The 25,430-nt window shown below is 53.1% G+C and carries 23 protein-coding genes and 1 riboswitch; of the genes, 4 read left to right on the forward strand and 19 right to left on the reverse strand.

Annotation, left to right across the window (positions count from 1 at the left end; genetic code table 11):
• Nucleotides 1-3: 3 nt before the first annotated feature.
• From F556_RS0106010 to metA, 16 genes are all read right to left on the reverse strand, one after another.
• Nucleotides 4-1,512 (reverse strand): sensor histidine kinase, encoded by a 1,509-nt coding sequence (locus F556_RS0106010; RefSeq protein ID WP_020616010.1) that lies wholly within the window; start codon nucleotides 1,510-1,512, stop codon nucleotides 4-6.
• Between the two features lie 6 nt (nucleotides 1,513-1,518).
• Nucleotides 1,519-2,211, reverse strand: a complete 693-nt coding sequence (locus F556_RS0106015; protein ID WP_020616011.1) for a response regulator transcription factor — start codon at nucleotides 2,209-2,211, stop codon at nucleotides 1,519-1,521.
• A 118-nt stretch (nucleotides 2,212-2,329) separates the two neighbouring features.
• Nucleotides 2,330-3,904: a S1C family serine protease gene (locus tag F556_RS0106020; RefSeq protein WP_020616012.1), complete on the reverse strand. Its 1,575-nt coding sequence runs from the start codon at nucleotides 3,902-3,904 to the stop codon at nucleotides 2,330-2,332.
• A gap of 217 nt (nucleotides 3,905-4,121) precedes the next feature.
• Complete coding sequence (locus F556_RS0106025) at nucleotides 4,122-4,532, reverse strand: YugN family protein (RefSeq protein WP_020616013.1); 411 nt, start codon at nucleotides 4,530-4,532, stop codon at nucleotides 4,122-4,124.
• A gap of 95 nt (nucleotides 4,533-4,627) precedes the next feature.
• The gene (locus F556_RS0106030) at nucleotides 4,628-5,293 is read right to left on the reverse strand and encodes a response regulator (RefSeq protein WP_020616014.1); all 666 of its coding nucleotides are present in this window, start codon (nucleotides 5,291-5,293) and stop codon (nucleotides 4,628-4,630) included.
• Nucleotides 5,286-6,329 carry a sensor histidine kinase gene (locus tag F556_RS0106035; protein WP_020616015.1) on the reverse strand — a complete coding sequence of 348 codons (1,044 nt, stop codon included), beginning with the start codon at nucleotides 6,327-6,329 and terminating at the stop codon, nucleotides 5,286-5,288. Before F556_RS0106035 ends, F556_RS0106030 begins: the two co-directional genes overlap by 8 nt.
• A 7-nt stretch (nucleotides 6,330-6,336) precedes the next feature.
• Nucleotides 6,337-7,365, reverse strand: a complete 1,029-nt coding sequence (liaF, locus tag F556_RS0106040) for a cell wall-active antibiotics response protein LiaF (protein WP_020616016.1) — start codon at nucleotides 7,363-7,365, stop codon at nucleotides 6,337-6,339.
• A gap of 189 nt (nucleotides 7,366-7,554) precedes the next feature.
• Nucleotides 7,555-8,946 (reverse strand): methyl-accepting chemotaxis protein, encoded by a 1,392-nt coding sequence (locus tag F556_RS0106045; RefSeq protein ID WP_020616017.1) that lies wholly within the window; start codon nucleotides 8,944-8,946, stop codon nucleotides 7,555-7,557.
• 119 nt (nucleotides 8,947-9,065) lie between these two features.
• Nucleotides 9,066-9,212, reverse strand: coding sequence for a hypothetical protein (locus F556_RS38285; RefSeq protein ID WP_020616018.1), 147 nt, complete (start codon nucleotides 9,210-9,212; stop codon nucleotides 9,066-9,068).
• 78 nt (nucleotides 9,213-9,290) lie between these two features.
• Nucleotides 9,291-9,818: an RNA polymerase sigma factor gene (locus F556_RS0106055; protein WP_020616019.1), complete on the reverse strand. Its 528-nt coding sequence runs from the start codon at nucleotides 9,816-9,818 to the stop codon at nucleotides 9,291-9,293.
• A gap of 112 nt (nucleotides 9,819-9,930) precedes the next feature.
• Nucleotides 9,931-10,455: a 3D domain-containing protein gene (locus tag F556_RS33350; RefSeq protein WP_020616020.1), complete on the reverse strand. Its 525-nt coding sequence runs from the start codon at nucleotides 10,453-10,455 to the stop codon at nucleotides 9,931-9,933.
• Nucleotides 10,456-10,508: 53 nt separating this feature from the next.
• On the reverse strand, nucleotides 10,509-12,446 hold the full coding sequence (gene thrS / locus F556_RS0106065) for a threonine--tRNA ligase (RefSeq protein WP_020616021.1): 1,938 nt from the start codon (nucleotides 12,444-12,446) through the stop codon (nucleotides 10,509-10,511).
• 364 nt (nucleotides 12,447-12,810) lie between these two features.
• Entirely contained in the window at nucleotides 12,811-13,725 is a 915-nt protein-coding gene (ytxC, locus tag F556_RS33355) for a putative sporulation protein YtxC (protein WP_020616022.1), read from the reverse strand.
• A 180-nt stretch (nucleotides 13,726-13,905) separates the two neighbouring features.
• Nucleotides 13,906-15,042, reverse strand: coding sequence for a cyclic dehypoxanthinyl futalosine synthase (gene mqnC, locus F556_RS0106075; protein WP_020616023.1), 1,137 nt, complete (start codon nucleotides 15,040-15,042; stop codon nucleotides 13,906-13,908).
• Nucleotides 15,043-15,168: 126 nt separating this feature from the next.
• Nucleotides 15,169-16,329 (reverse strand): PLP-dependent transferase, encoded by a 1,161-nt coding sequence (locus tag F556_RS0106080; protein ID WP_020616024.1) that lies wholly within the window; start codon nucleotides 16,327-16,329, stop codon nucleotides 15,169-15,171.
• 60 nt (nucleotides 16,330-16,389) lie between these two features.
• Nucleotides 16,390-17,313 carry a homoserine O-acetyltransferase MetA gene (metA, locus tag F556_RS0106085; protein WP_020616025.1) on the reverse strand — a complete coding sequence of 308 codons (924 nt, stop codon included), beginning with the start codon at nucleotides 17,311-17,313 and terminating at the stop codon, nucleotides 16,390-16,392.
• 113 nt (nucleotides 17,314-17,426) lie between these two features.
• Nucleotides 17,427-17,536: riboswitch (SAM riboswitch) on the reverse strand.
• A 259-nt stretch (nucleotides 17,537-17,795) separates the two neighbouring features.
• Here metA and corA point away from each other — a divergent pair.
• Entirely contained in the window at nucleotides 17,796-18,731 is a 936-nt protein-coding gene (gene corA, locus F556_RS0106090) for a magnesium/cobalt transporter CorA (RefSeq protein ID WP_020616026.1), read from the forward strand.
• A gap of 37 nt (nucleotides 18,732-18,768) precedes the next feature.
• On the opposite strand, the gene F556_RS0106095 is transcribed toward corA, so the two are convergent.
• Nucleotides 18,769-20,049 (reverse strand): MFS transporter, encoded by a 1,281-nt coding sequence (locus tag F556_RS0106095; protein WP_020616027.1) that lies wholly within the window; start codon nucleotides 20,047-20,049, stop codon nucleotides 18,769-18,771.
• A gap of 231 nt (nucleotides 20,050-20,280) precedes the next feature.
• On the opposite strand from F556_RS0106095, the gene F556_RS0106100 reads away from it, so the two are divergent.
• From F556_RS0106100 to F556_RS0106110, 3 genes are all read left to right on the forward strand, one after another.
• Nucleotides 20,281-21,183 carry a LysR family transcriptional regulator gene (locus F556_RS0106100; RefSeq protein ID WP_020616028.1) on the forward strand — a complete coding sequence of 301 codons (903 nt, stop codon included), beginning with the start codon at nucleotides 20,281-20,283 and terminating at the stop codon, nucleotides 21,181-21,183.
• Between the two features lie 24 nt (nucleotides 21,184-21,207).
• On the forward strand, nucleotides 21,208-22,020 hold the full coding sequence (locus F556_RS0106105; protein ID WP_020616029.1) for a histidinol-phosphatase: 813 nt from the start codon (nucleotides 21,208-21,210) through the stop codon (nucleotides 22,018-22,020).
• A 154-nt stretch (nucleotides 22,021-22,174) separates the two neighbouring features.
• Nucleotides 22,175-23,023: an EamA family transporter gene (locus F556_RS0106110; RefSeq protein ID WP_020616030.1), complete on the forward strand. Its 849-nt coding sequence runs from the start codon at nucleotides 22,175-22,177 to the stop codon at nucleotides 23,021-23,023.
• Here F556_RS0106110 and F556_RS0106115 read toward each other — a convergent pair.
• Both F556_RS0106115 and fumC read right to left on the reverse strand, forming a co-directional pair.
• On the reverse strand, nucleotides 23,020-23,859 hold the full coding sequence (locus F556_RS0106115; RefSeq protein WP_020616031.1) for a DUF695 domain-containing protein: 840 nt from the start codon (nucleotides 23,857-23,859) through the stop codon (nucleotides 23,020-23,022). The genes F556_RS0106110 and F556_RS0106115 overlap by 4 nt on opposite strands.
• Before the next feature lie 57 nt (nucleotides 23,860-23,916).
• Nucleotides 23,917-25,308 carry a class II fumarate hydratase gene (gene fumC / locus F556_RS0106120; RefSeq protein ID WP_026297134.1) on the reverse strand — a complete coding sequence of 464 codons (1,392 nt, stop codon included), beginning with the start codon at nucleotides 25,306-25,308 and terminating at the stop codon, nucleotides 23,917-23,919.
• Nucleotides 25,309-25,430 lie beyond the last annotated feature (122 nt).

The raw sequence follows: 25,430 nt of genomic DNA on the forward strand, positions 1-25,430 counted from the left end.
TAACTAGCGGTCGGTGTCTTCTATTATATCGGAATCTCCCTCTTCTGCAAAGGAGATCGGCAGCCAGATGACGAAGGTTGTTCCCTCGCCGAGCCGGGTCTTCACCTCAATAGAGCCGCCATGCTCATCAATAATCCATTTGGCAATTGATAACCCCAGACCCGTGCCCGCGGTTTTGCCGCGTGACTCATCCGCCCGGTAGAAGCGTTCGAAGATGTGCGGTACCTCTTCCTTGTCCAGACCGATCCCTGTATCCTTGATAATCAGTCCGGCTTGCCCGCTGACAAGAATGGCCTGCAGCTCGACATAACCTTCGGGCGTGTACTTGAAAGCATTTTCGATGAAGATGAAAATCAACTGCCGCAAATAATCCTCACTGCCGTAAACATGAGTCTCCGCCAGCGAGGCAAGACTGTCTCCAAGACGCAGCTCAACGGTCCGGGGCAGCAGCTGCGCGCGTCTCGCGACTTCTTCGACCAGTGGCAGGAGGGCGACGTCCGACTTCTCCATCTGATAACCGGCATCTGCCCTAGCCAGCGACAACAAGTCACTGACGAGACGCGTCATGCGTTTGGCTTCATCGGAAATATCGCGCATTGCCTCCATGGATAGCGCAGCCTTGTCGGCATCCAGACGAATAAAGGATTCCTGCTGTTCACCTGGCGCTTGCAGCTCCGGCACCCACATCTTCTCCAGCAGGTCGATATTGCCACGAATTGTCGTCAGCGGCGTCCGCAGCTCATGCGAGGCATCCGAGACAAAGCGGCGCTGCGTCTTATAGGCACCATCGAGCTCGTTATAGGTGGTCTCCAGCCGCTCCAGCATTCCGTTTAACGTATCTGTTAGCTGCCCCATCTCGTCATTCGGCCCTTCCCTGGCAATCCGGACACTCAGGTTGGAGCCGTTCTCAATCTGATTGGTAGCTCGAATCACATTCTCGATGGGCTTCAATGCCTTCCGCGCTAGGAACAGTCCGATGGTGAAGGCAGCCAGCACCAGGAACAACGAGGATACAATAAGAATGGTCTGTACATTGCGCAGCAGACTTTCCTCACGCTCCGTAGTAGCCGCCACCTGAAGCAATCCCACAAGGGAGCCATCATTCAAGATGAGCGGATATTCATAGACTAGAAACGGGTAGTTCTCAACCCGGATATTGCGGAATGAGCCCTGCCGAGTTAACTCGTCGCCTTCTTCCGGATACGGAAAATGCCTGATATCCTGAAGATTGCGTGTCCGATAGCTCTGAGCAGGATTTCTGTAATTGACGACCTGGATAAAAAACTCGTTGAGCTGAATCGTGGATCGCCGGTTATCAATATTCAACTTGAATTTTTCAATAAAGTCGTAGCTCGGTTCAATATAAATAGTCTGGGCCTGTTGAATGATCCGGCTCTTCAGGCCAGTGTACGTATAGTAATTAACAAACAGATAGATCGACACGCCGAATATAATAAGGGTGGACGCCAGCAGCCCGGAATACCATAGTGTCAGCCGCAACCGGATGGACATATGAATTTATCCTCCTTCTCCCTTCAGCACATACCCCGTCCCGCGAACGGTCTGGATCAGCCGTTTGGCCCCTCCATCTTCTGTTTTCTGCCGCAGCATGGCGATATAGACCTCCAGAACATTGGACTCCCCGCTGAAGTCATAGCCCCAGATTCGTTCCATAATTGTCTCCCGGGTTAATACCCGTCTTGGGTTCTGCATAAACAAATGGAGCAGATCGAATTCCTTGGCTGTCAGCTCCACGCTGCGGCCCGAGCGAATCGCCTCTCTTGAGTCCAGATCCAGGATGAGATCGTCAAAGTAGAGACGGCTACCCGGCTCCTCCAGCTTGTCGGGCTTGCGCCGCAGCAGTGCCCGCACTCTCGCCAGCAGCTCCTCCAATGCGAACGGCTTCACCAAATAATCGTCGGCGCCGAGATCCAGTCCCCTTACACGATCATTAATATCATCCTTGGCCGTCAGCATCAGTATCGGCACGCCGCTGCCGCTCTCCCGTACGCGCCGGCATACCTCCCATCCATCAACCTGCGGCATCATGACATCGAGCACCAGCAGATCTGGATCATGGGCAAGCATGGTCTTCAGCCCCTCCAGCCCGTTGCTCGCGGTCGTTACTTCATAGCCTTCAAAGGCCAAGCTGCGTCTCAGCAGCGAAGTGATTTTCTCATCATCATCGACAACAATAATATGCGGTCTCACGCGCAGTTCCCCCTTTTGCATCTCTTCCTTACCCTGTCCCCTGCCAAGCCTGAAAGAAAGCGCAGGCCGGCCAGCGGCCTCCCTGCGCTCTCTCGACGTGCACTTGTCTGTTTGTTCTCTATTGCTCGACCTGATTGAACTCGTTCTTATCGCCAAGCTCTATTGTCAGCTCCAGCGCGCGGCCGTCTCGCGTAACGTTGAGCGTGATGTTGTCGCCGACTTGACGCTTCTGAATCTCTTCAATAAGCGTTTCTGTGGTGTCGATGTCCTGACCGTCAATGCCGGTAATGACGTCGAACTGCCTTAGGTCGCCTTGGTAGGCTGGCGATCTGTAGTACACCCGGTTTACAAGGGCGCCACGTACATCCTCCAGTCCCAGCTGCTCGGCAAAATCTTCTGTAATGGTCCGCAGTTCGGCACCAATGAACGGCACCGGTTCTTTTGGAATTTCTTCATTCGCCTTGAGCGTATCCACAACTTCCTTGATCGTGCTCGTAGGAATCGCAAAACCGATTCCTTGCGCATCCGTGCTAACCGCCGTGTTGATGCCAATGACCTCACCGCTGGTATTCAGCAAAGGTCCACCAGAGTTGCCGGGGTTAATCGATGCGTCGGTCTGCAGCAGATGCTCATATTGTCTGACGCCCTGCGCATCCGGGATGTTGATCGGACGTTCCTTGGCGCTCAGCACGCCGACTGTTATCGTATGATCGAAGCCGTGCGGGTTACCGATGGCAACCACCCAGTCGCCGATGTTAATTGCACTGGAGTCACCCAGCGGCAAGGTAGGGAATGCTTCATCGTCTGTAATCTTCAGCACTGCCAAATCCAGCTCGTAACTGGAACCAAGCTTCTCCGCTTCAAAGGCCTTGGGATAGCCCTGGAGAGTAACCTCAATCTTGGATGCATTGGAGACCACATGCTCATTGGTCAGAATATAGCCGGTATCCTCAAAGATGAAGCCGGAGCCTACACCTGTAGGTACCGTGCTCTCGCCACCGCCGTTCGGTGCCGATGGTTCTCTGAAAAACTGCCAGAACGGATCCATCCGCGAGCCGCCTTGTCCGTTATTGACGGAGGCATAGGTCTCAATCTTGACGACCGCCGGTGAGGCTTGCTCGAAGATCTGGGCAATATTATTGGGCCGTGAGGTGTCCAGCACACTAGAGACCGGAGAGGAAGGCGCATTGTCTCCCGATGAAGTCGAAGCGAGCTCCGTGTTCTTGGACGGCAGAATCCCATTGCTGGTAAACCAGTTATTATAATCGGCCAGTCCCATCAGCGTGCCTACGACGAGAACGCCTGCAAGGAAGGAAGCAAACATCGCTTTAAACGAGGTTCGGCGCTTCTCCTTCACCTGCCAGCCGTTCTTGCCGCTATGCGAGGATGAAGCAACAGGTGCATACGGACGAGGACGCTGCGGCGGCGTAATCTGTACATCTGTCTGATGCGAAGCGCCAGAATCTGCTTGACTGCGGCCTTGGTCCTGATAACGGCTTGCAGGTCCTTCCGTTTGCCCGTCCCCAGCCTTGAATGGACCATAGGAATAGTAGTAAGAGGGTTTCCGCTCCGACTGCTCCTCTCCTTGTTCAGATGCCTCGGAACGCTCGTACTGTTCCTCATCCTTCGGTTCCTCGGGATGGCGGGAACGAAAAAAATCATCGTACGATTTTTTGTTGTTGTTGTCTTCCATCGCTGCTTACCTCCCGTACATGATAATTTGTGCCAGGTGCTTATCGTTTCAGCGGGGATTCGCTGGTATGACATATCAGCGTTTGTTTCGCTACATCTATCATGCACATTGTACCTTAAATGAAGCTTAAAAGGAATTTAAACGAATATAAAATTAAAAAAACCTTCCTCATATGCAGGAAGGCCGACCCGGTCTGATAGTCCCGGATTTTTTGTGGTTATCTTGCGATTAAACGCTCCACCTGGGCAAGCAGTTTTTTGCCCGCTTCGACCCATTCCGGTTCGATTTCTGCGTCGGAGTCGATCGGCTGCGAGAATTGGTCGAAGAGTGCGCCGACGATGTTCACTCTTGCTTCCTGATCCAGTCCTTCGTTGTACACATGCTTCAACACATAAGGCTGTCCCATCCGAATTCTGACATTCTGTGCCGACTCTACGTCCAGGTCCCCGGACACCACATCAAAGGGCAAGCGCAGCCATACTTTATGAGCGCCGTCCAGGTAGCGGTCTAATGAGCCATGCTTGTAATCCCATGCGCCGCCTAGTGCAAATTCATGCGGTTCTAGCAGCTGCAGCAATTCGATATATTCATGTTCGGTCGATTCCAGTCGGGAAGGCAAACGGATCATCGCATTCGTCTCCTTTACAGCATTCGTTACTGTATAGGTTGCCCAGCCCAAACTTTGTTATGTATGGCTGCGAAGGCAGCGCATCGATTCATAGGTCAGGCTTTGCCTGCCCAACCCTTGCGATGGGCATAGACGGCCAGCTGCGTCCGGTCCTCCAGCTCGCATTTCATCAGCAGATTACTGACGTGCGTCTTCACCGTCTTGATGCTGATATGGAGCTCATCACCGATCTCTTTATTGGTCCGTCCCTCAGCAATCAGCAAAAGCACCTCGCGCTCCCGCTCCGTCAATCCCTCATCATCGCCCTGCGTCGAGCGCAGTCTCAGTCCCCGTGTGAGCGCCTGCGAGACATCGCTGGTCATAACGGGCATGCCTTTGACCGCGCCCGATAGCGCATAGATTAGCTCTTCGGCCGAGACGGTCTTCAGGACATAGCTGACTGCTCCCGCTTCAATTGCCGCAACCACCTTCTCATCCTCCAGAAAGCTTGTCAGCATGACGATACGCATGCCAGAATCCCAAGCCATAATCTGTCGGGTGGCCTCCACCCCATCCATGACAGGCATCATCAAATCCATCAGGATAATATGAGGCTTCCCCCCCGGTAATCCTTCCTTCAGCATCTCCAGTGCATGGGCGCCATTCGAAGCTTCAGCAATCACTTCAAATCTAGGGTCAAGCATCAAATAGGTTTGTAGACCAGCCCGCACCATGTCATGGTCATCGACGATCATAATCCGCCAGCGCTCGGATTCACTCATGGTCCTCTTGCTCCTTTACGTTGTATTTGGGAATGCTCACACGCACGCGTGTGCCGCCCCCGGTCTTGCTAATAATTTCGGCATCGCCGCCAAGCCGCTGTGCCCGCTCCCGCATGGTTGACAGTCCGTAGGAGCCCCGTTTCACCTGGTCAGCCCGGAAGCCTGCGCCATCATCCTGAATGACTAGAATCAACTGGTGCTCCGACTCGGACAAGGTCAGGGTGGCTTTGCTGGCCGACGCATGCTTGACGATATTGGCCATCGCTTCCTGGATAATCAGGAAGAACTGATGCTCCTTGGCCTCCGACAATGAGTCGTCAACCCGCCAATCCAGCACGCCCTGCAGATGATTCTGCCGGCAGTAGTCAGGAAACCATTTGTCCAGCGCCTGCTGCAGCGACTTGCCTTCGAGCTCCATCGGTCTTAGCTGCGCAATAAATCCGCGCATCTGTTTTTGCGCGGAAGAGGACATCTCGATCAACTGCTGCATGAGCTGTGCCGATCGCTCCGAATTCATCTCCAGCAGCTTGGGCAGGGAGGACGCCGACATATGAATGGCAAACAGCTGCTGGCTTACGGTATCATGCAAATCGCGAGCCAGCCGTTTGCGTTCCTCCATCACCGCCTCCTCATTGGAGGCCGCCTCCCGCATCACTTGTTCCTCACCGATGCGCTGGAGCAGTTGCATCCGCTGCTGCATCGCCTTGGCCATCACGTTGAACTCATGATAGGCAGCGGTAAACGAGCGAGCCCCTTCCTCCGGGATGCGAATGGCTAGATTGCCATTGGCTGCCTGCTTGAGCGCAAGATGCAAGGTATCAATACGGCGCTGCCAGCGCTGGGCCACCCAGTAGCCAAGAGCCAGGTTCAAGAGGATAACGATGAGCGGGATGGTCAGACGGCTTTGCTCTTCTCCCATCCCCGCTTCCTCTAATAGGCCCCCTCCCCAATACCACAGGGTACAAGACACAATCGAGGATAGAATAAAGAACAGGATCAGCTCCCACTTGGAGCTGCGCAGCATTTGCACCATCATCGATCAATCACCCGACCTTTGTTACCTTGACATCGCCAATAAACGTACTGACGACCAGACGAATTTTTTTGTCACATTCTTCATAGGACTTGCTCTCCACTCTCGTATTGAGGAAAAAGCCGCTTTCCTTGCGCTCCAGAATTTTGGCGTCCCCGATGAAGGCGCTGGATACAACATCAATGCCAACCTCGTAATCATTGGGCAGAAACACCTTCACGTCACCGATAAAAGCGGAGATGGTGAGACGTGTCTCGCCGTAGGGAATCTGGGCTTTGGTTAAATCCAAGGTCGTATCGCCAATAAAATGTGAGATGTTCATCGGCTTGAGCTCCCAGTAATCCTTCCCCATATGGATATCGCCAATAAAATTCGAACGTGTCTGAACGCCGGGATCATTATTCCACCATTCCACGCGCTCTCGTCTGCCATGCCCGGACTTGGTGTGATAATGCTCATGTCCTTGACCGTGTCCATGCCCATGCCCATGTCCTTGATTGTACTCGTGACCATGGCTATTGTAGTTACCGCGGTCCTGGTGATTGTTCTCATAAGCTCTACCCGCCCGGCTGGTATCGTCATAGCTTGGCGGTGCTTCATAGGGTCCCTCTGATTTGGTGGGGTCCGGATGAAGGGGCGGAGCGGGAGGGATTGGCGAGGGATCGTTGGGATATGCCTGCCATTCCTCTTCCTTATGCGCCTTACCAGTGTCCCGTTTCTTGAATATCATCGTTAAACCGAAGCCAATGATGGCTACCGGAATGGCATACCGAATCAAATCGCCAAAAGAAAAATTGACCATTCCCAGGTTGCTGCCCAGGAAATAGATACCGATAACGAGCGGAATTGCATACTCCCAGGTGCTCTTGCGGTCAAGCAAGCCCCCGATTCCGATGACGATCAGAACAACTGGCCAAAAGGTGCGTATCAATTCACCCAGACCAAAGGAAATGAATCCGGCTTGGTTGAACAGGAACAATACACCTGCACCGACAACCATTAATCCAATAAATACTCGCATGAAAACCCCTGATTGCATGACCATCACTCCCGTTTGTTTACTGCTTATGGTTAGTATAGCGGAAAAGCAAGGTTCGATGTAACGGACGGCGGGTTGATTTGGCCCTACGTCTGTAGACCGAGAGAGTGGGATTAATTTACAAATTAAGCAACAAAAGAAAAGGCAACCTGCTTCACTTCAGGCTGCCGCAACACATTCTTTGGAGGGCTACTTGCCAACACGCACGTCAAGACCAATTACGCCGACTGGCTTCCCTGTATGGTCTTTGATAGGGAGAGACAGCGTCATGCAGGCTTGCTTGGTAATAGCGGAGATATAAATCTCCGAAGTGAAAGGTCGTCCCGCGATTGCGGCCTTCCACCATTCGCGATTGCGGGCATTGACCAGTCCGGCCTCAGGCAACGAGAAAATGAAAGAGCCATCTGCCCGGTTGGACCAGACCGCCTCAATATCGGAAGAACCGAGCATGATGGCTGCCAGCCGCTCCTGATGCGCTGTCTCTTCCAGCGAGGTCAGCGCTTCGTCACTTGTTAATTGCTGCAGTTGACGCATCAATGCTGACACTTCTGTCATTGCACGCTGTTCCCCGCGTTTCACGCCGGCTCTGCCAATGGAGTCCGCGAGCTCATGAGAAGACTTTTGTAACGTGCGGCTAACCAGATCCAGCTTGCCAATCTGCCCGCGCTGCTGTTCTGTCAGTTCCAGTGTCTCATCGACGCGCTGCAGCGTCTCGTTGACTGTCTCCACCACTTCACCGAGCATGACGGTGGTCCCTGTCGTCAACTCACTCTGTCCACTGCTGGCCCGGCTGGACTGCAGCGCCAGTTGATCTACCTCATGAATACGACCGACAATACGATCCATATGATCCTTAATCAGCGTCATTTCCGAGATGCCGCTTGCCACTGCCGCCTTCTCCACTTCCACGGAAACGACAACCTGCTCCACGCCCTGCTCAATCTCTTCCACAATCGTAGTCGAGCGCTTCACGGCTTCGCTGCTTTGTTCCGCCAGCTTCTTGATCTCCTGGGCAACGATCGCGAATCCGCGACCAGCCTCTCCAGCATGCGCGGCCTCGATGGATGCATTAAGCGCAAGCAGGGAAGTCTGGGACACAATGTTATGTATAGAGGAATTGATTTCATGAATTCGTGAGGTCTGTTGAATCAATTGGCCGATATGACGACTCATGGTCATATTCTGCTCATAGAGCTCGTTCATCACCCTGTCTGTCGTCGTGAGCGAACGGCAGACGTCCAGCACCACATCCTTGGTCTCACGACTCTCATCGCTCAAACGCCGGGACGTATCCTGAATCTGCTCCGCCGCGGCGGCAACCTCCTGCAAGGAAGAGAAGGTTCCTTCGATTCGCTCAAGCGCCTGCTTGCTCTGACTTCGCAGGAGTTCCTCCTGAATCGCGGAACGGTCGGCGATAGCGGTCAGCCGGCCCATCGCGAGCTGCACTTCTTCAACTGCGGCTTGCAGCTGATCTACCGTCACCTGAGATTCATTAACCAGTCTTTCCAGAGCAGTCTCTTCCTGTGGACTGCGGCCGCTCGCTCCCGTAAGCGATTTCGTCCTCCACCATGCTTGAGCCATATTGGTGATTCCCCTCCACATTCCGACAATAGGTTACAATTATTAACATTATATCGAATGAATCAACAAATGAAAAGAGGAATCCGGTGTGGATTCCTCTTGTTGTATGCAGGCATCTATTATTTGTTGTTATTTTTGTTCACTTGTTTAGCCGGGTTGTTGTTCGCCACGTTGGCATTCAACTCTTCTGCGAACTCTTCATTCAGCTGGTTTTGTTGATTTTGATTTTGGTTTTGCTGGATCTTGCCCTTGTTGTTCTTAGCCACGATGATCACCTCCCTGCCAGATAGTATGGGAGGGGGGGCGCAAAATTATGTATGTCTCAGTTGCTGAAATCTAAATGCTCATTCGGGTTGAGGCGAAGCAATCCAGGCCTTCAACCGCTCACGGCTGCGGTGAATTCTCGCTTTGACTGTGCCAATGGGCATATTCATGGCATCGGCAATCTCTTGATCCTTAAAGCCATAATAAAATTTGTAGAGAATCATTGTCCGAGACCTGGGATCCAACGCCCCCAGCAGCTCGGATATCTCCACCATGAGCTCTGCTTCGGTCGGGGATTGCGATGAATGAACATCCCAATCTTCCAGCCATTGCCCGGCTTCTCGTATATACGAATGCTGGCGATTTACATTGGATGCAATGTTGGCAGTTATCGTCTTGGCCCAAGCCGCCAGCTTGCTCTGCTCGCGCAGGGTATCGTGCTTCAGCAGCATACGAACCCACGCTTCCTGAACCACATCATGCGCATCCGATTTGTTGTGCACCCTGGAATAGGCCACGCGAATCATCTGGTTGTACAGATCGCGCAGCAGCTCTTCCTGCTCGTCCGCTCCGCCGGTCTCGCGGCCATGAGATAACCATTCATGCATGGTCTAATCCGCCCCATCAACATTCTCATTTGATGAACCTATTATAGCATCAAACGATGGAAAAAAAAAGAAGATTCACCCCGAAATTTGGCACGGGATGAATCTTCAAATCTTAAGACTTCAACATGGACATCGGAATCCGCTGATCGGTAGCCATGGCCCGGTTAATCTCCTTAAGCCATGCCTCGGTCAGCTTGCCTTGCCCTCGATATATGACTTCGACAGTGACTGTTTTCTTGCCCCACTCCTGATACACCTGCTTAATGGTATCGAAGTAAAGATCGATTTTATGACCTTTGATTGCCGAACCGGTGTCAGCCACTACCCCGTAGCCATAGCCCGGGATATGGATGAGAGAGCCAATTGGCAGCACCTTCGGGTCTGCGGCAATCGTCGATACATGATCCCGCCGTACACGTACGCCAGAGTAAGTGATTCCATATTGGGGATGTCCTGGCCGTTTGCCAGTAGATTCGTAGCCTGCTGTATAACCGGTTGCCATAACTTCCATGGTAGCGATAGATTCAGCAGCCTGAAGCTCTCCGGCAGGCTGTTCCCCGGCAGCTGCTGTCTGGGAGCCGCTTGTCAGCGTCCACAGCAGCAGAATACCGGCGAACGTAAGTTTATGCTTAGACATGTGGTCAGACCTCCTGAATCAAAGGTTCCCCCATGTCCAGCATCTTATACGCCTTAAATTCGCTTGGTCCGAATCTCTTCCGCCAATTGTCCCGCCAGTTCGACGACCGGCTGAGCCCCAATGTCGCCCTCGCCGCGCTTACGCACGGATACCGAGCGCGCGCTCATCTCCTGCTCGCCGACAATCAACATATACGGCACCTTCTCCAGTTGGGCTTCGCGAATCTTATAGCCCAGCTTCTCGTTGCGCAGATCGCTCTCGACACGAATTCCGGCTGCCTGGAGTTGCTCCTGCACCTCACGGGCATACGCCTCGTAAGCAGTGGATACTGGGATCACCCGGGCTTGCTCAGGAGACAACCACAGCGGCAGCGCACCGGCGAAATTCTCCAGCAGGAATGCAGTCATGCGCTCCATGGTACTGATAATGCCACGGTGGATAACGACCGGGCGGTGCTTCTTGCCATCCTCGCCGATATACTCCAGCTCAAAACGCTCCGGCAACAGGAAATCCAGCTGAGCAGTAGAAAGCGTTTCTTCCTTGCCCAGTGCGGTTTTGATCTGCACATCGAGCTTCGGTCCGTAGAATGCAGCTTCGCCCTCGGCTTCGAAGAACGGCAGCTCCAGCTCTTCAACGACCTCGCGCAGCATGCGCTGGGACATTTCCCACATTTCATCATTCGGGAAGTATTTTTCGGTATCCTGCGGATCACGATACGACAAGCGGAAGCGGTACTCGGTAATGCCGAAGTCCTCGTATACCTGACGAATTAGCTGAATGACCCTTGCAAACTCTTCCTTGATCTGATCCGGACGGCAGAAGATATGCGCGTCATTGAGGGTCATGGCCCGTACCCGGTGCAAACCAGTCAAAGCACCGGACATCTCATACCGGTGCATAGTGCCCAGCTCGGCGATCCGTAGCGGCAAATCGCGGTAGCTGCGCAGATCGCTCTTGTAGACCATCATGTGATGCGGACAGTTCATCGGACGCAAGACGAGCTCTTCATTATCCATGATCATCTTGGGGAACATATCTTCGGAGTAGTGCTCCCAGTGTCCAGATGTCTTGTAGAGCTCCACATTGGCCAATACCGGGGTATATACATGATGGTAGCCCAGACGTTCCTCCAGATCGACAATGTAGCGCTCCATGGTGCGGCGTACACGTGCTCCGTTAGGCAGCCAGAGTGGCAGACCTTGACCCACTTCGCGGGAGAAGCCAAACATCTTGAGCTCGCGGCCCAGTTTGCGGTGATCGCGTTTCTTGGCTTCCTCCAGCAGATGCAAATGCTCTTCAAGCTGCGATTTCTTGGCAAACGCTGTGCCGTAAATCCGCTGCAGCATTTTGTTCTTGGCATCGCCGCGCCAGTATGCGCCAGCTACGCTGAGCAGTTTGAAAGCTTTGATGCGGCCTGTCGAAGGCAGATGAGGCCCGCGGCACAGATCGAAGAATTCACCCTGATCGTAAATCGTGATAACCGAATCCTCGGGCAGATCGCGGATCAGTTCCAGCTTCAGGTTGTCCTCCAGCTTGGTATAGATATCCAATGCCTCTTGTCGGGAGACGACCCGACGGCGAATCGGCAGATCCTCTTTGACGATCCGCTCCATTTCCTTCTCAATCTTGGTCAGATCCTCAGGCGTGAGCGATTGCTCCATATCGATATCATAATAGAATCCGTCCTCAATAACCGGGCCGATCCCTAGTTTAATGGATTGATCCTTGAACACGCGTTTGATCGCCTGGGCCATCAAATGCGCAGTACTGTGACGATATACCTCAAGTCCCGCTTCGCTATCAACAGTTACGATCTCGATAGTCGCTCCCGGTACCAGCGGCTCATACACATCAACAACCTTGCCGTCGAGCTTGCCTGCAATGGCCTGCTTTCTCAGTCCGCTGCTGATCGAAGCGGCTACGTCCTCGATCGTGCTCCCTGCTTCATATTCCCTTACGGCGCCATCTGGCAGTTTGATTTCAATCGACATCTGTATTACTCCCTCCGTTTTCATCGTGACAAGCGGCGGGCGCACGCAAAAAAAGCACGCATCCCGCAAAAGGGACGAGTGCTTGAATGACCCGTGGTTCCACCCTCATTTAACCGGTGCCACGCAGGCTGCCAGTCCTTGAGCATCCGATAACGGGGATGATCCGTTGCCGCCTACGCACTTGCACAACACACAAGCTTCAGCCGCACAGCTGTGAAGGGGTATCTCTGCCAATGCCACGGAAGGAACTTGCAGCCGGGTTTCCTCTCTCTGGACCGTACAACTAGCAGAACATTGTCTTCAGTCGATGCTGTTAATGTACAACATTATACAATCCGGTGCCAAGGCGGTCAAGTGGCTACTTTTAAGATTGGCAATCACCCAGCCGCCCGGCTCCAGCCCGGCAATTCCCGCATATCTCAACTTTGCCCTGAAAAATCGATTCGATGGTGGCAATCACCTGAAGCTGGGGCTCTGTAGTGTGAATGAGAATGCGTCGGGGCGACGAAGCAATCAAGCCACTGACAATTCGATCATCCGCCTGCATCTCACTCTCCAGCATCTCGGCCACCGACCGATCGGCTGATAGCGTATCAAGCGGCTCAAATTCGGCATCGTATAACCGGAACCGTGCGTCCTCTTCATGAACCAGATGCACCAGCGGCAATCTAATCTCCTGAAGACTGACAAAATAGCGGAGCAGCGCAAGAAAGTCCTGGTATTGCTTCTCCATCACGAACTCGTCCACTGCATACTGGACGATCTCGCGCAAGACAGCGCGGTAATCGGACAAACGGAACGTTAAAAAACCGTGAATATGCAGCTTGCCATGGGTCATCAAATAGTCTTCCGTCTCTTTGGCTACAACTTGCTTGCGTTTCTCCCGTTCTTGCTCGCCGCTCTTGGGCGCCTCGCCGCTGCCCCCATCATAGAGAAGCTGCCAGCAATAACCCTCGATCTTCTGACGATCACTTGGTTCTTCATAACTATAATGACGACTGATGAGTCCACGCAAAACGCCTGCCTCCAACTCGCTGACAATATAATCCGCAATTCCGAGCGCCGTGCGGCGACAGAGCATCGCCCGATGCTCATGAGCACTGTATGTGAGTGCAGAGGCATGGCAAACCACTTCCATACGGTCGGTATCAATGTCCCAGTGCAGACTGGGCAAACCTGGCTCCATTGTGAGAGGAGCAAATGCTTCGCTGAGGCATCTCGACAGCTTCCATACCGCTTGCTCCCCTTCGGGAGCGATCCCGATTGTTATCAGTTCCATCGCTTTCCCACCTCCGCGCAGGCTCAGCTGTGATACCCCAAGCGACTGCATCTTCCCTACCTGAACAGTATATGGTTGAGGGGAAGCGAGTATACGAAGAAGGATGTGGTATGTACCTCCAAAAGTAAGGGTGATGGAAAGAAAAACCCGGCCAAGTGGCCGGGCTACAAGGTTGTATGATTAGTTCTGCATCATGAAGTCGCGGGCAACCGCATCGGACTCGTCGTAAACTTTGAGCAGTTCGTAACGGGTATTGCGCTGGGCTGGAATCTTGCCGCACTCGCGGATCAGCTTCAAGATCAGCTCGATGTTGACCTTGTGTGTCGTTCCAGCAGCCGAGACTACATTCTCCTCGATCATCGTGCTGCCGAAGTCATTGCAGCCATACGATAACGAGAGCTTACCGATCTCCGGACCCATTGTCACCCACGAAGACTGGAAGTTATCGATGTTGTCCAGGGCCAGACGGCTGATTGCCAATGTCTTGAGATACTCTTCCGGCGTCGCTTTCTCCCGCTTCATATTGGTGTTGTCCGGCTGGAAGGTCCACGGAATGAAGGCCAAGTAACCTGTGGAATCATAACCGTTCGCCAGGCAGATGTCCTGGGAGTCACGAATGCGTGTCAGGTGAAGCGCGCGCTCCTCCATCGACTCGCCAAACCCGATAACCATAGTCGCTGTCGTGTTCATGCCGATCCGGTGAGCGGTCGACATGACCTCAATCCAGTCCTCCCATGTTCCCTTCAGGCGGCTGATCTTGCGTCGGGTCCGGTTATCGAGAATCTCGGCGCCTCCGCCAGGCAGAGAATCCAGGCCCGCCTCATGGAGCTGGCGCACCACTTCCTCAAGGGACAATCCGTCTGAGACAGTCTGCATCTTGCGAATCTCTGCAGGCGAGAACGAGTGCATCGTAATCTCTGGGAAACGCTGCTTGATTCCGCGCAGCAGGTCCGTGTAATAACTGAAGGACAGATTTGGATTCGTTCCGCCCTGCATCAGAATCTCGGTACCGCCGACATCAATCGTCTCTTGAATTTTTGCGAATATCGTCTCATCTGGAAGGACATAGCCCTCCTCAGAGCCAGGTGCCCGGTAGAAAGCACAGAATCGGCAATAGACGTCGCATACATTGGTATAGTTTATATTGCGTCCGACCACAAAGGTGGTAATCGGCTCGGGATGCTTGCGAAGCATAATCTGGTTGGCCGCGTGCCCCATCTTCTCGATCTGATCGGATTCAAACAGCGTGATGATATCGTCTACTTGCAGGCGCTGGCCTGCTAGAGTCTGATTAAGTATGGTATCTATAGTTGGCATGGAACAGCCTCCTTCTCCATGACAGATCGCCGCATCAAGCCGGTGTCTGTACTTGCCTTGCATATTACTCTCTATCATAACATAAACGGCGGCGCTCCGTCATCCACGGGGCACCGCCGGCTTGCTCTATTGCGCTGCGATCTCCAGACGCGCCTCTTCGAGGGCATGAGCCAGATCAGCAATCAGATCCTCGACATGCTCAATGCCTACCGAGAACCGCAGCAGCCGATCGTCCACGCCCACCCGGCGACGAATCTCCTCTGGAATATCGGCGTGCGTCTGCACCGCAGGATAGGTCATCAGAGATTCCACGCCGCCCAGACTCTCTGCGAACGCGATGAGTCGGATATGGCGCAGCACCGGCTCCACATAACGGGCATCCTTCAAGCGGAAAGAAAAAATCCCCGTATTGCCCGATGATTGACGGTTTTGAACCTCATGGCCGGGATGATGCTTGAGCGCCGGATAGTAGACTTCCTCAATGGCATCATGCGCCAAGAGATACTCTGCGAGGCGGGTAGCATTGTATTGATGCCGTTCCATGCGCAGCGCCAGCGTCTTCATGCCCCGCATCAGCAGCCACGAATCCTGCGGTCCGAGCACGGCGCCGATTGAATTGTGAAGAATCGCCATTTCCTGGGACAACGCTTCACCCTTGGTCACGATCAGGCCAGCCAGCACATCATTATGGCCACCCAAATATTTGGTTGCACTGTGGATAACAATATCTGCTCCCAGTTCAAGCGGACGCTGATAATATGGAGTCAGGAGCGTGTTGTCGACGATCGTCAAGTACCCTTGCTCTTTGGCCCAGTTACACACGGCAGCCAGATCAGTAATCATCATAAGCGGGTTTGTCGGTGTCTCGATTAAGATAGCCCGAGTTTCTGGACGTGCCACGTTCGCCATCTCCTGAATATCATTCGTGTCCACGTAGGACACTGTCACGCCAAAGCGGCTCATAATGCGCTCCAGCAAGCGATATGTACCACCATACAGGTCCAGGGACACAATCAGATGGTCGCCTTGCTTGAACAGAGCAAAGATGGTCTGCAGTGCAGCCATGCCCGAGCTGCAAGCAAAGCCGGCATCGCCGGATTCGAGCTCAGCGGCTGCCTGCTCCAGAACCGTACGGGTCGGGCTTTTGGTTCGTGCATAATCGAATCCGGTACTTTCCCCCAGACGGGGATGACGGAAGGCGGTGGATTGGTAGATGGGATAGCTGACAGCGCCGGTAACCGGCTCCTGCACCGATCCGATCTGAGCCAGACGGCTTTCAATCTTCATAGATAACAGTCTCCTTTAACATGCGAAGTAGTAAGTTGCTTCATACGGATTGTCCAGAGCTTAAATGCCTGCACCCAGCTCCAGCTCGTACGGGGTTTCTTGGTAGACGTAATAGTTCAGCCAGTTGGAGAACAGCAGGTTCGCGTGTGCCCGCCAGCTCGAGAGCGGCTGACGGGACGGGTCATCGCCTGGATAATAGTTCTTGGGGATCGCTACGCGAAGACCTTTTGCCAAATCCCGATCGTACTCCCACTTCAGCGACAATGGATCATATTCGGAATGACCGGTAACAAAAATCTGTCTGCCGTTCTTGGAAGCAGCGATATAAACGCCCGCTTCCGGCGACTCGGATAGAATCTCCAGATCCGCGACCTGTTCGATATCGCTTCGCAGCACCTCGGTGTGACGAGACTGTGGGACAAAATACATCTCGTCAAATCCCCGCAGCAGCTTGACGTTGCGCTTCTCGATGGTGTGAGGAAACACGCCGAATAGTTTTTCCGGAAGCAGATGCTTCTCGATGCCATAATGATGGAACAAGCCAGCTTGGGCGCCCCAACAAATATGCAGTGTTGACGTCACATGACGGGCGCTCCAGTCCATAATCGTCTTGAGCTCTTCCCAATAGGTGACTTGCTCGAATGGCAGATGCTCAACCGGGGCTCCTGTAATAATGAGCCCATCGTAGTGAAGATGGGAAATCTCATCAAATGTTTTGTAGAACGACTCCAAATGCTCAGACGATGTATTCTTGGAGACGTGCGTCCTTGGATGCAGCAGCACAACCTCAACTTGCAGTGGTGTATTGCCAATCAAACGCAGGAGCTGTGTCTCCGTTGTTTCCTTAGTCGGCATCAGGTTCAGAATCGCAATTCGCAGCGGACGGATATCCTGCAGATAGGCGACACTCTCGTCCATGACGAAAATATTCTCGTTGTTTAGAATTTCTTTGGCAGGCAAACTGTCAGGAATTTTGATAGGCACAGGAATCACTCCTTTAAGGGTTGTTCAAAACCCGGCTTTGATTACGCATGATTATAAAACGAAAGACCCCCTCTGGTCAGAGAGGGGGTCGTATGGGCAGAGCTCAGACGCCTCTCTCATCTCTCAGAAACCACCGGTCTCCGCAAGAATTAGCACCGTACATATAAATATGCCGGTTGCCGGGCTTCATCGGGCTAGTCCCTCCGCCTGCTCTTGATAAGAAAGTTCATATGCAATTGTTGGTATGGTCTAACGTTCCTAGTATCTATCGTTTACTTTAGCGCATTCCGTTATACACGTCAAGACGATTTACACAGAACATATATGGATTGTACCTGATATACCGTCACATGAATGCTCCGTGAAGCACCGCGTCCGCTCCTGCCGCATATACTTCAGAAAAGCACTGGCAGCCGGGCTTGTCCGCCCCGGGGGATGGAAGTATAATCGAAGAAGGTCATCAGTGGGAGGAGCTGCGAGAGATGAAAATCCGGTGGGTGCAAAATGGCGTGTTTACGGTCGTGGAGGACATCGAGACGGCGCTGGCTCCGCCTCCTTCGGGCTTCTATTGGGTCGATGCGGATCTTGACGATCTGGTTGTCCTGCAGCCGTTATTCCGGATGCATGACCTGGCGGTTGAGGACTGCCTCAACGAAGCCGAGCAGCGACCCAAGATTGAATATTACGACGGCCATTATTTTATTGTCATGAACAGTATCCGCTTCGATGACGAGGAAATTTTCCTGCGCGAGCTCAATATCTTTTTGGGCCGGCATTATATTATTACGGTCACGGACCAGAAAATCAACGAGCTGCGTTCACTCAAGCCGCTGCTGTGGGAGCATGAGGTTGATCATCCCGACCGCTTCCTGTACCATCTGCTCGACCTGGTGGTAGACAATTATTTTCTGGTCGGGGACCGGATTGAGGCCCAGATTGAGAAACTCGAAGAAGACATTCTGATGCGTACCAAGAAATCACATTTGACCGAAATCATCGGATTGCGAAGCGAGATTCTGTGGCTCAAGAAAACACTCGGGCCGCAGCGCGAGGTGATTTCGACGCTTCACAAGAAAGAGCTGAAACTGATTGACTCCAAGCTCAATCCGTATTTCAACGACGTCTATGAGAATGCGGTGAAAGTCGTGGAAACCTTTGATACGTACCGCGATTTGATGGGAAACTTGCGAGAGGCGTATCAGTCCTCATTGGCCGGCAGGGCCAACGAAATTATGCGCATCTTCACTGCGCTGACAACCATCTTCATGCCGCTCACCTTTATTACGGGCATCTACGGCATGAACTTTGATTTCATCCCCGGTCTTCATTTCCGCTATGGCGCCTATGTTCTGATCGGGATGATGCTGTTCCTCGCGGCCAGCATGTTCTACCTCTTCCGCAAGAAGGATTGGCTGTAGAATCAACACCTCGTCGCATAGACGAGGTGTTTGCTATTTAACCACCAATACGCGCTTCAAAGGCCAAGGCCTCCCTGCGCCCCTTCTCCAGACTAACAAACCTGAGAAGTACGATGCCAATGACGAAAAAGGCGATCAGCGACAGGATGGCCAACCTGCTCGAGCCGGTCAGTGTGCCGACGATGGAGAATAACAGCGGCCCGGCGACGGACGAGAACTTGCCCGACAAGCTCAGGAAACCGAAGAACTCCGCCACCTTCGAGGCTGGTACCAGATTGGCATACAGCGAGCGGGCCAACGCCTGGCTGCCGCCCTGCACCAAACCCACCATGACGGCCAGTGCATAGAAATACGCGGCATTGGTCATGAAATAACCGAGCGTGACAATGACCATATAGAATAGCAAGGTGGCATAAAGCGCGCGCTTCGCTCCAGTCCGCGAGGCGAGTTTGCCGAAGGCCAAGGTTGCCGGGAAACCGACAAATTGTGTAATCAGCAGCGCGATAATAAGATGCATCATCTCGATTCCAATGCCACTGCCGTAGATGGTCGCCATAATGATGACGGTATTAATGCCGTTGTTGAAGAACCAATAGGCAATCATATACTTCAGCAGCTCTGGGAACCGGGCAATCCCTCGCATCGTGTCACCGAGCCGGCGCACACCCGTACGTACCACGGAACCAATTCGCTCGCCATGGGCCCTTGGGACGTCCCTCACGTTGCGGAATAGTGGAATCGAGAACACCAGCCACCAGATGCCAACTGTAGCAAATGCGGCTTGGGTAGCGACCGTCTGGTTTGGAAAGCCAAACATTTCCCAGCCCTGGATCATGGCAACGTTGATCGCCAGCAGCACTCCGCCGCCAATGTAACCATAGGCATAGCCTTGACTGCTCACTTCATCGCGCTTGCTCTCCTCAGCCAGCTCCGGCAGAAGCGCATCATAGAAGGTGTTGCCTGCCGAAAATCCGATGGAGCCGATGATTGCCAGTATGGAAGCCAGCAGCCAGTCGCCTTCTCCCGCCAGTGCCAAGCCTGAACTGGCAAGCGCCCCCATCAGCATAAAGACGCCGAGAAAACGGACTTTTGCGCCGATATGGTCGGCAATGGCTCCAAGGATCGGCGAGAGAATGGCCACACAGAGCATGGCGATCGTCTGGGTATTGGCCCAATAGACCTCTGCCTTGTTGCCTGGCAGATCAATACCGGCAACCGTTTCATAGAACACCGGCATCACCGCGGCAAGAATTGTCGTCGCGAAGGCCGAGTTGGCAAAGTCATACATTAACCAGCCGCGAATCGCTTTGCGTTTCACCTCACTACCCCTTTCATATATTCGAGTTGAACTACCTCTTTATGTACAGCTGGACCAAAACATTCGACGGCGGCTTTGCTTTTCCTCCCTTTATCGTGTTTAAGATTGGGTAAAGAATGACCTCGTCCGAGCTACACGGCCAAAGCCCCAGCTTTGCCCAATCTCCTGCAATCGCCTATAATAGAGTATTAGCTACCGTAATTCTACGGTCTTTGATCAGGAGGAATGCCGATGAACATCAGCCAGCTCGAAACGCTATTGACCATCTCCCGCACCATGAGCTTTCGCAAGGCAGGCGAACAGCTCAATCTGACCCAGCCTGCGGTCTCCGCGCAGATGAGAAGCCTCGAGGACGAATTCAAGGTTATCCTGCTTGACCGGAACCAGCCTGTCACGCTCACAGACCAAGGCAAAGTGTTCCTTGACCATGCCGAGCGCATCCTTGCCATTGTCGCAGAGCTGCGGCAGAAGTTATCCGATCTGAGCGACACCCCACAAGGCCATATTACGCTTGGGACGACCGCGACAATCGCCATTCAGATTCTGCCGCGCGTCCTATCGTACTTCCAGGATCAATTCCCACTCATTAAGACGACCATTCATTCCATGCCCTCGTCTATGGTCATGCCAAGCGTGGAGAACGGCATCGTCGATATTGGCATTACTTATCTGGGTGAACGCAATCCTAACCTGGAATCCTCCATTCTCTACTATGATACATATGAACTGGTGGTCTCTAGCGACCACGAACTGAGTCATCTTAAGCATACGACCGTTGACCGACTCAAAGACCTGCCGTTTATTATGCTCTCACCGGATACGCTTGGCCGCCGCTTTATTGATCAGATGTTCCGCAAGTACAATATCGAGCCCAATATTGTCATGGAGTTATCCAGCAGTGAGGAAGTCAAACGGATGGTCGAGATTAATCTCGGGGCAGCTGTTGTGTCCAAGCTTTCGATTGCCAAGGAGCTTGGTCTGGGTACACTAAAGATGATCAAGGTCAATGAGCTGGAGCTCAGCCACCCCGTAGGCGTCATTTACAAATCCGGGCGTTATCTCAATTCAGCCATGCAGCAGTTCCTGAGCGACCTCAAAGGCATGCCCGAGGACCAATTTATCAGCACGGAATAAGACGATGGAACAGGAGGAATCGCCATGAAATTTGATCTTCACACCCATCACCTTCGCTGCGGACACGCAGAGGGGGCTATTGAGGATTATATTCTTGCCGCAATTGAAGCCGGGCTTCAAGTCATCGGCATTTCTGATCATTCACCCTACTTTGCCAGCGCCGAGGATCAACCCCACCCTTATATTGCGATGGGCAAGAGCCATTTTCAGAGCTACATCGACGAGGTGTTAGCCTTAAAGGCCCAATATGCCGACCGAATTGAAGTTTTGCTGGGCGTCGAGTCTGATTTTTTCCCGGAACACCTGGACATCTATCGCCAGTCTTACGCCGCTTATCCCTTTGACTATATTATCGGCTCCGTCCATCAGACGAAGGGCGTCAGCATTTTTAACCGAAACCGCTGGAAAGGGCTCGACGAAGCTGCCAAAATCGAGCACAAAGAGCATTACTATGAGTTGATCCGTCAGTCGGCCCGGAGCGGACTCTTCCAGATCCTTGGCCATATCGATGCGATGAAGGGGTATTATCCGGCGTTCTCCGCAATTCCTGCAGCGTCCGCTATTGATGCGACGCTGGCCACGATTGCGGAATGTGGAGTCGCCATTGAGATTAATACGTCTGGCGGCACCAAAGATGTCGGTGGCTGGTATCCGTCCGACGAAATTCTTGAGCGGGCTTTCCATTACGGGGTTCAGGTTACCTTTGGCTCGGATGCTCACAACCCTTGCCGGATCGGCGAGGACTGGGAGCTGGTGCGCGCCAGGCTGAGGGAGATTGGTTACCGGGAGTGGGTGTTCTACCGCCAGCAGCAGCCTGTTGTGGTGCCGCTGGATTAGCGCAAAAAAAATGGACCCGCCTCGGCGGGTCCCAATAGTTTATATAAAAAAAAGGGGGTCTTGTTTATTATAATAGCCGATCATTGTGAACGAACGATAACAGCAATATTTCATTTGTGTAACAAATGCTAACGAGACGAGGAATGATGAGATCATGTGGATGTTGGTTGCCGTCGGCAGCGCCTTTATTTTTGGCTTAGCAGGTCTGGCGATGAAGATTTCACAAATGCGGGGCGGGTCCAACGCCGCGCTCTTGCTTGCGCTCTATATTAGCGGTACGGTAGGTTTTGCCGTCCATGGCGCTGTCAGCGGATCGTTAGCCGGTCTCTTCGCAGACTGGCGTATATGGGTTGCAGGCGCCGTCATCGGCGCAGGCTCGGCCTGGGGCAATGCCGTATTTATGAAAGCACTCGCCTATGGCCCCGCCTCATTAACTTCACCACTCGTCAATATGAACATTATTCTTGTGATTCTAATGGGAACCTGGGTATATCATGAGCCAATCACGAGAGGAGAATTATCAGGTGTCGCTTTGCTTCTGTTGGCGGTTGTCCTGATTGCTATTCGACGTAAAGAGTCGTACACCATTAAGGAGAGAACATGGGGGCTGTACGTTGCAGCAGGCATCTTTCTCTTCAGTCTCCGCAACGGCGGGCTTAAAGTAACCGAAGAATTACAGCTGGATGGTACCTTGATCCTGCTGGCTGCATATCTATTGTCTGCGCTGTGGTTTTTGCCGCCGATTCTCCGTGAGCAGGATGTGACTGCACGGCGTACTGGCTGGCGGTGGGGACTGTTGGCGGGTGTATTCTCTTATGGGGGACTACAGCTGTATGCAATGGCGCTCGCGACGGGCAAGGCAAGTCTGGCTGCCCCGATTTTTGCCACCAACGCGCTGGTTATCGCCCTCGGGGCCATTCTGATTTACAAAGAACGTCTGACGCCCTTGCAAACTGCTGCTTTTGTGTGCACAATGGCCGGGCTGATTATTATCCGCCTCTAGCCCTTCTCGCCCGGTCGGCCGAACCAACGCTTCACAGCCTGCATGGAGCCGATTTTGCGGCCAGCAGACAATCGCAACCGTTTCAGCCAGGAGAGGCGAAGCATGGCTCCCCAGCCATCGTATCTGCCATCTACCTTGCCTACCAGCTCATGCAGCTCGCCTACCCGTTCGTTGACCGTTTCCAGCCGTACATCCTCCCACCTGCTCACAACGAGGGAGTACGGGTACCCGGGCCGTTCCTCGGGCACCTTGCCGTCCTCTACCGTGTAACCCAGCCCCTCAACCGCCTGCTTCATCGCGCTGCGGTCTTCGTCTTGCTTGAACAACAGCCAGTGATAGACATGACGCGGGCGTTCGATATGATCTCCCTTATGAATAAGTGCGTATACCATCTGAGCATTATGAATGTACATTTCCTCCAGGGCATCCGGCAGCAGATAGCGATAGAAGGACCAGTCCGAGTCTGGTTTGCTGTAATAGACGATTCCAGAATCCCGGAACAAGGAACGAAGCTCACGCTGCTTCTCATGCTGGTCCTGGTGAGGTGGTGTATAATAATAGAATTCCAGCCGTTTGGCCGTATTGATTCGGCCAATATAGACGGCCTTCATAGACGCCTCCGCAGCTTCCTCGAGCTGCGACTCCAGTCGCTCCAGCACGCGCACGGCCTCTCGTCTGTCCTTATGCTCGGACATGAGCTGCATTAGGTTTACTGTTGCAGATAATAGCTCGGTATGGCCTGGGGGTGGTGATTGCTCGCGCCAAGCCAAATTAACGAGTATGCGCATCTGCTCCCGATCGGTCCGCCGTTCAAAAAATCCCCAATTTTCGGCCATGACGATCCCCTCCCTTCTGCGCTTTTTAGAGGTTGTTCGTATTGTCCGCCAGTCTTACTAATTCTCGGCAGGATGCACCATATCCTCTGCCCGGACCACTTGATCAAACTTCTCTGCACTGATTAGTCCGCTCGCGATTGCCGCCTCTCGAAGCGTTATCCCTTCCAAGTGCGCTTTTTTGGCAATCGTTGCTGCATTCTCATAACCGATATGCGGATTAAGGGCAGTGACCAGCATCAGCGACTCGCTGAGCAGCTCTGCAATTCGCGTTTCATTGGCCTCGATACCGCTGGCGCAATGCCGGTCGAAGGAACGAATGCCATCTGCCAGCAACCGTACCGATTGCAAGAAATTGTAGATGATCACTGGCTTGAATACGTTCAACTCAAAATTGCCCTGACTAGCCGCAAACCCGATTGCCGCATCGTTCCCCATTACTTGGCACACAATCATCGTAAGGGCTTCACTCTGGGTCGGGTTGACTTTGCCCGGCATAATGGAGCTCCCCGGTTCATTGGCTGGAATCGTCAGCTCGCCGATGCCGCAGCGGGGGCCACTGGCCAGCCAGCGGACATCGTTGGCAATTTTCATCAGATCGGCTGCCAACGCTTTGAGCGCGCCGTGCGCGAAGACCAGCTCGTCATGACTGGTCAGAGCATGGAACTTGTTGTCGGCGCTGCGGAAGTGTCCCCCTGTTCGCTCGCTGATCAGTGCTGCCGTGCGTTCACCGAAGCCTGCAGGACTGTTGAGACCTGTTCCGACCGCCGTTCCGCCAATCGCCAGCTCCGCCAATTCTTCCTTGCTGGTGCGGATCATCCGGGCAGCTTTCTTAAGCATCTGTACCCATCCACTGATTTCTTGACCCAGCGTGAGTGGTGTAGCATCCTGCAAATGCGTGCGTCCAATCTTAATAATGGACTGAAAAGCAGCACGCTTGCCTTCAAGTGTTGCAGTCAAGCCCTCAAGAGCTGGCAGCAGTTGTTCTTCTATCGCCAGACTGCCTGCGATATGCATGGCGGTCGGAAACGTGTCATTGGAGCTCTGTGATCGATTTACATGGTCATTGGGATGAATTGTACCGGGGCTGCCTGCTGCCTCTAACAGTTGGTTGGCCCGGCGCGCAATGACCTCATTGAGGTTCATATTGGTTTGCGTGCCGCTCCCGGTCTGCCAGACGGACAAAGGAAACTCATCTTCCCAACGCCCCTGCAGGATCTCCTCTGCTGCTTCTGCTATGCGATCAGCCAGATCGCCCTCCAACGTCTGGAGCTCTTTATTGGCTTTGGCGGCGCTCTGCTTCAGTATCGCCATGGCATGAATCAGCTCTCGGGGCATGCGTTCACTGCCAATTTGGAAGTTATGACGGCTTCTTTCGGTCTGCGCTCCCCACAACCGTTCCTGGGGGACGCCGATCTCGCCCATCGAATCCTTTTCGATCCTTTGCTTCATCATAAAACGCCTCCTATCCTGGGTTTCACCTGTCTATTGCTAGTCTAAACCTTTGATCTGCTTGCATCAACTTACCCCTACTTAACCGATTCAAACAGCTTTATAAAGGTTAGTATATATAT

This window comes from Paenibacillus daejeonensis DSM 15491 (assembly GCF_000378385.1).
Lineage (GTDB): Bacteria > Bacillota > Bacilli > Paenibacillales > Paenibacillaceae > Paenibacillus_D > Paenibacillus_D daejeonensis.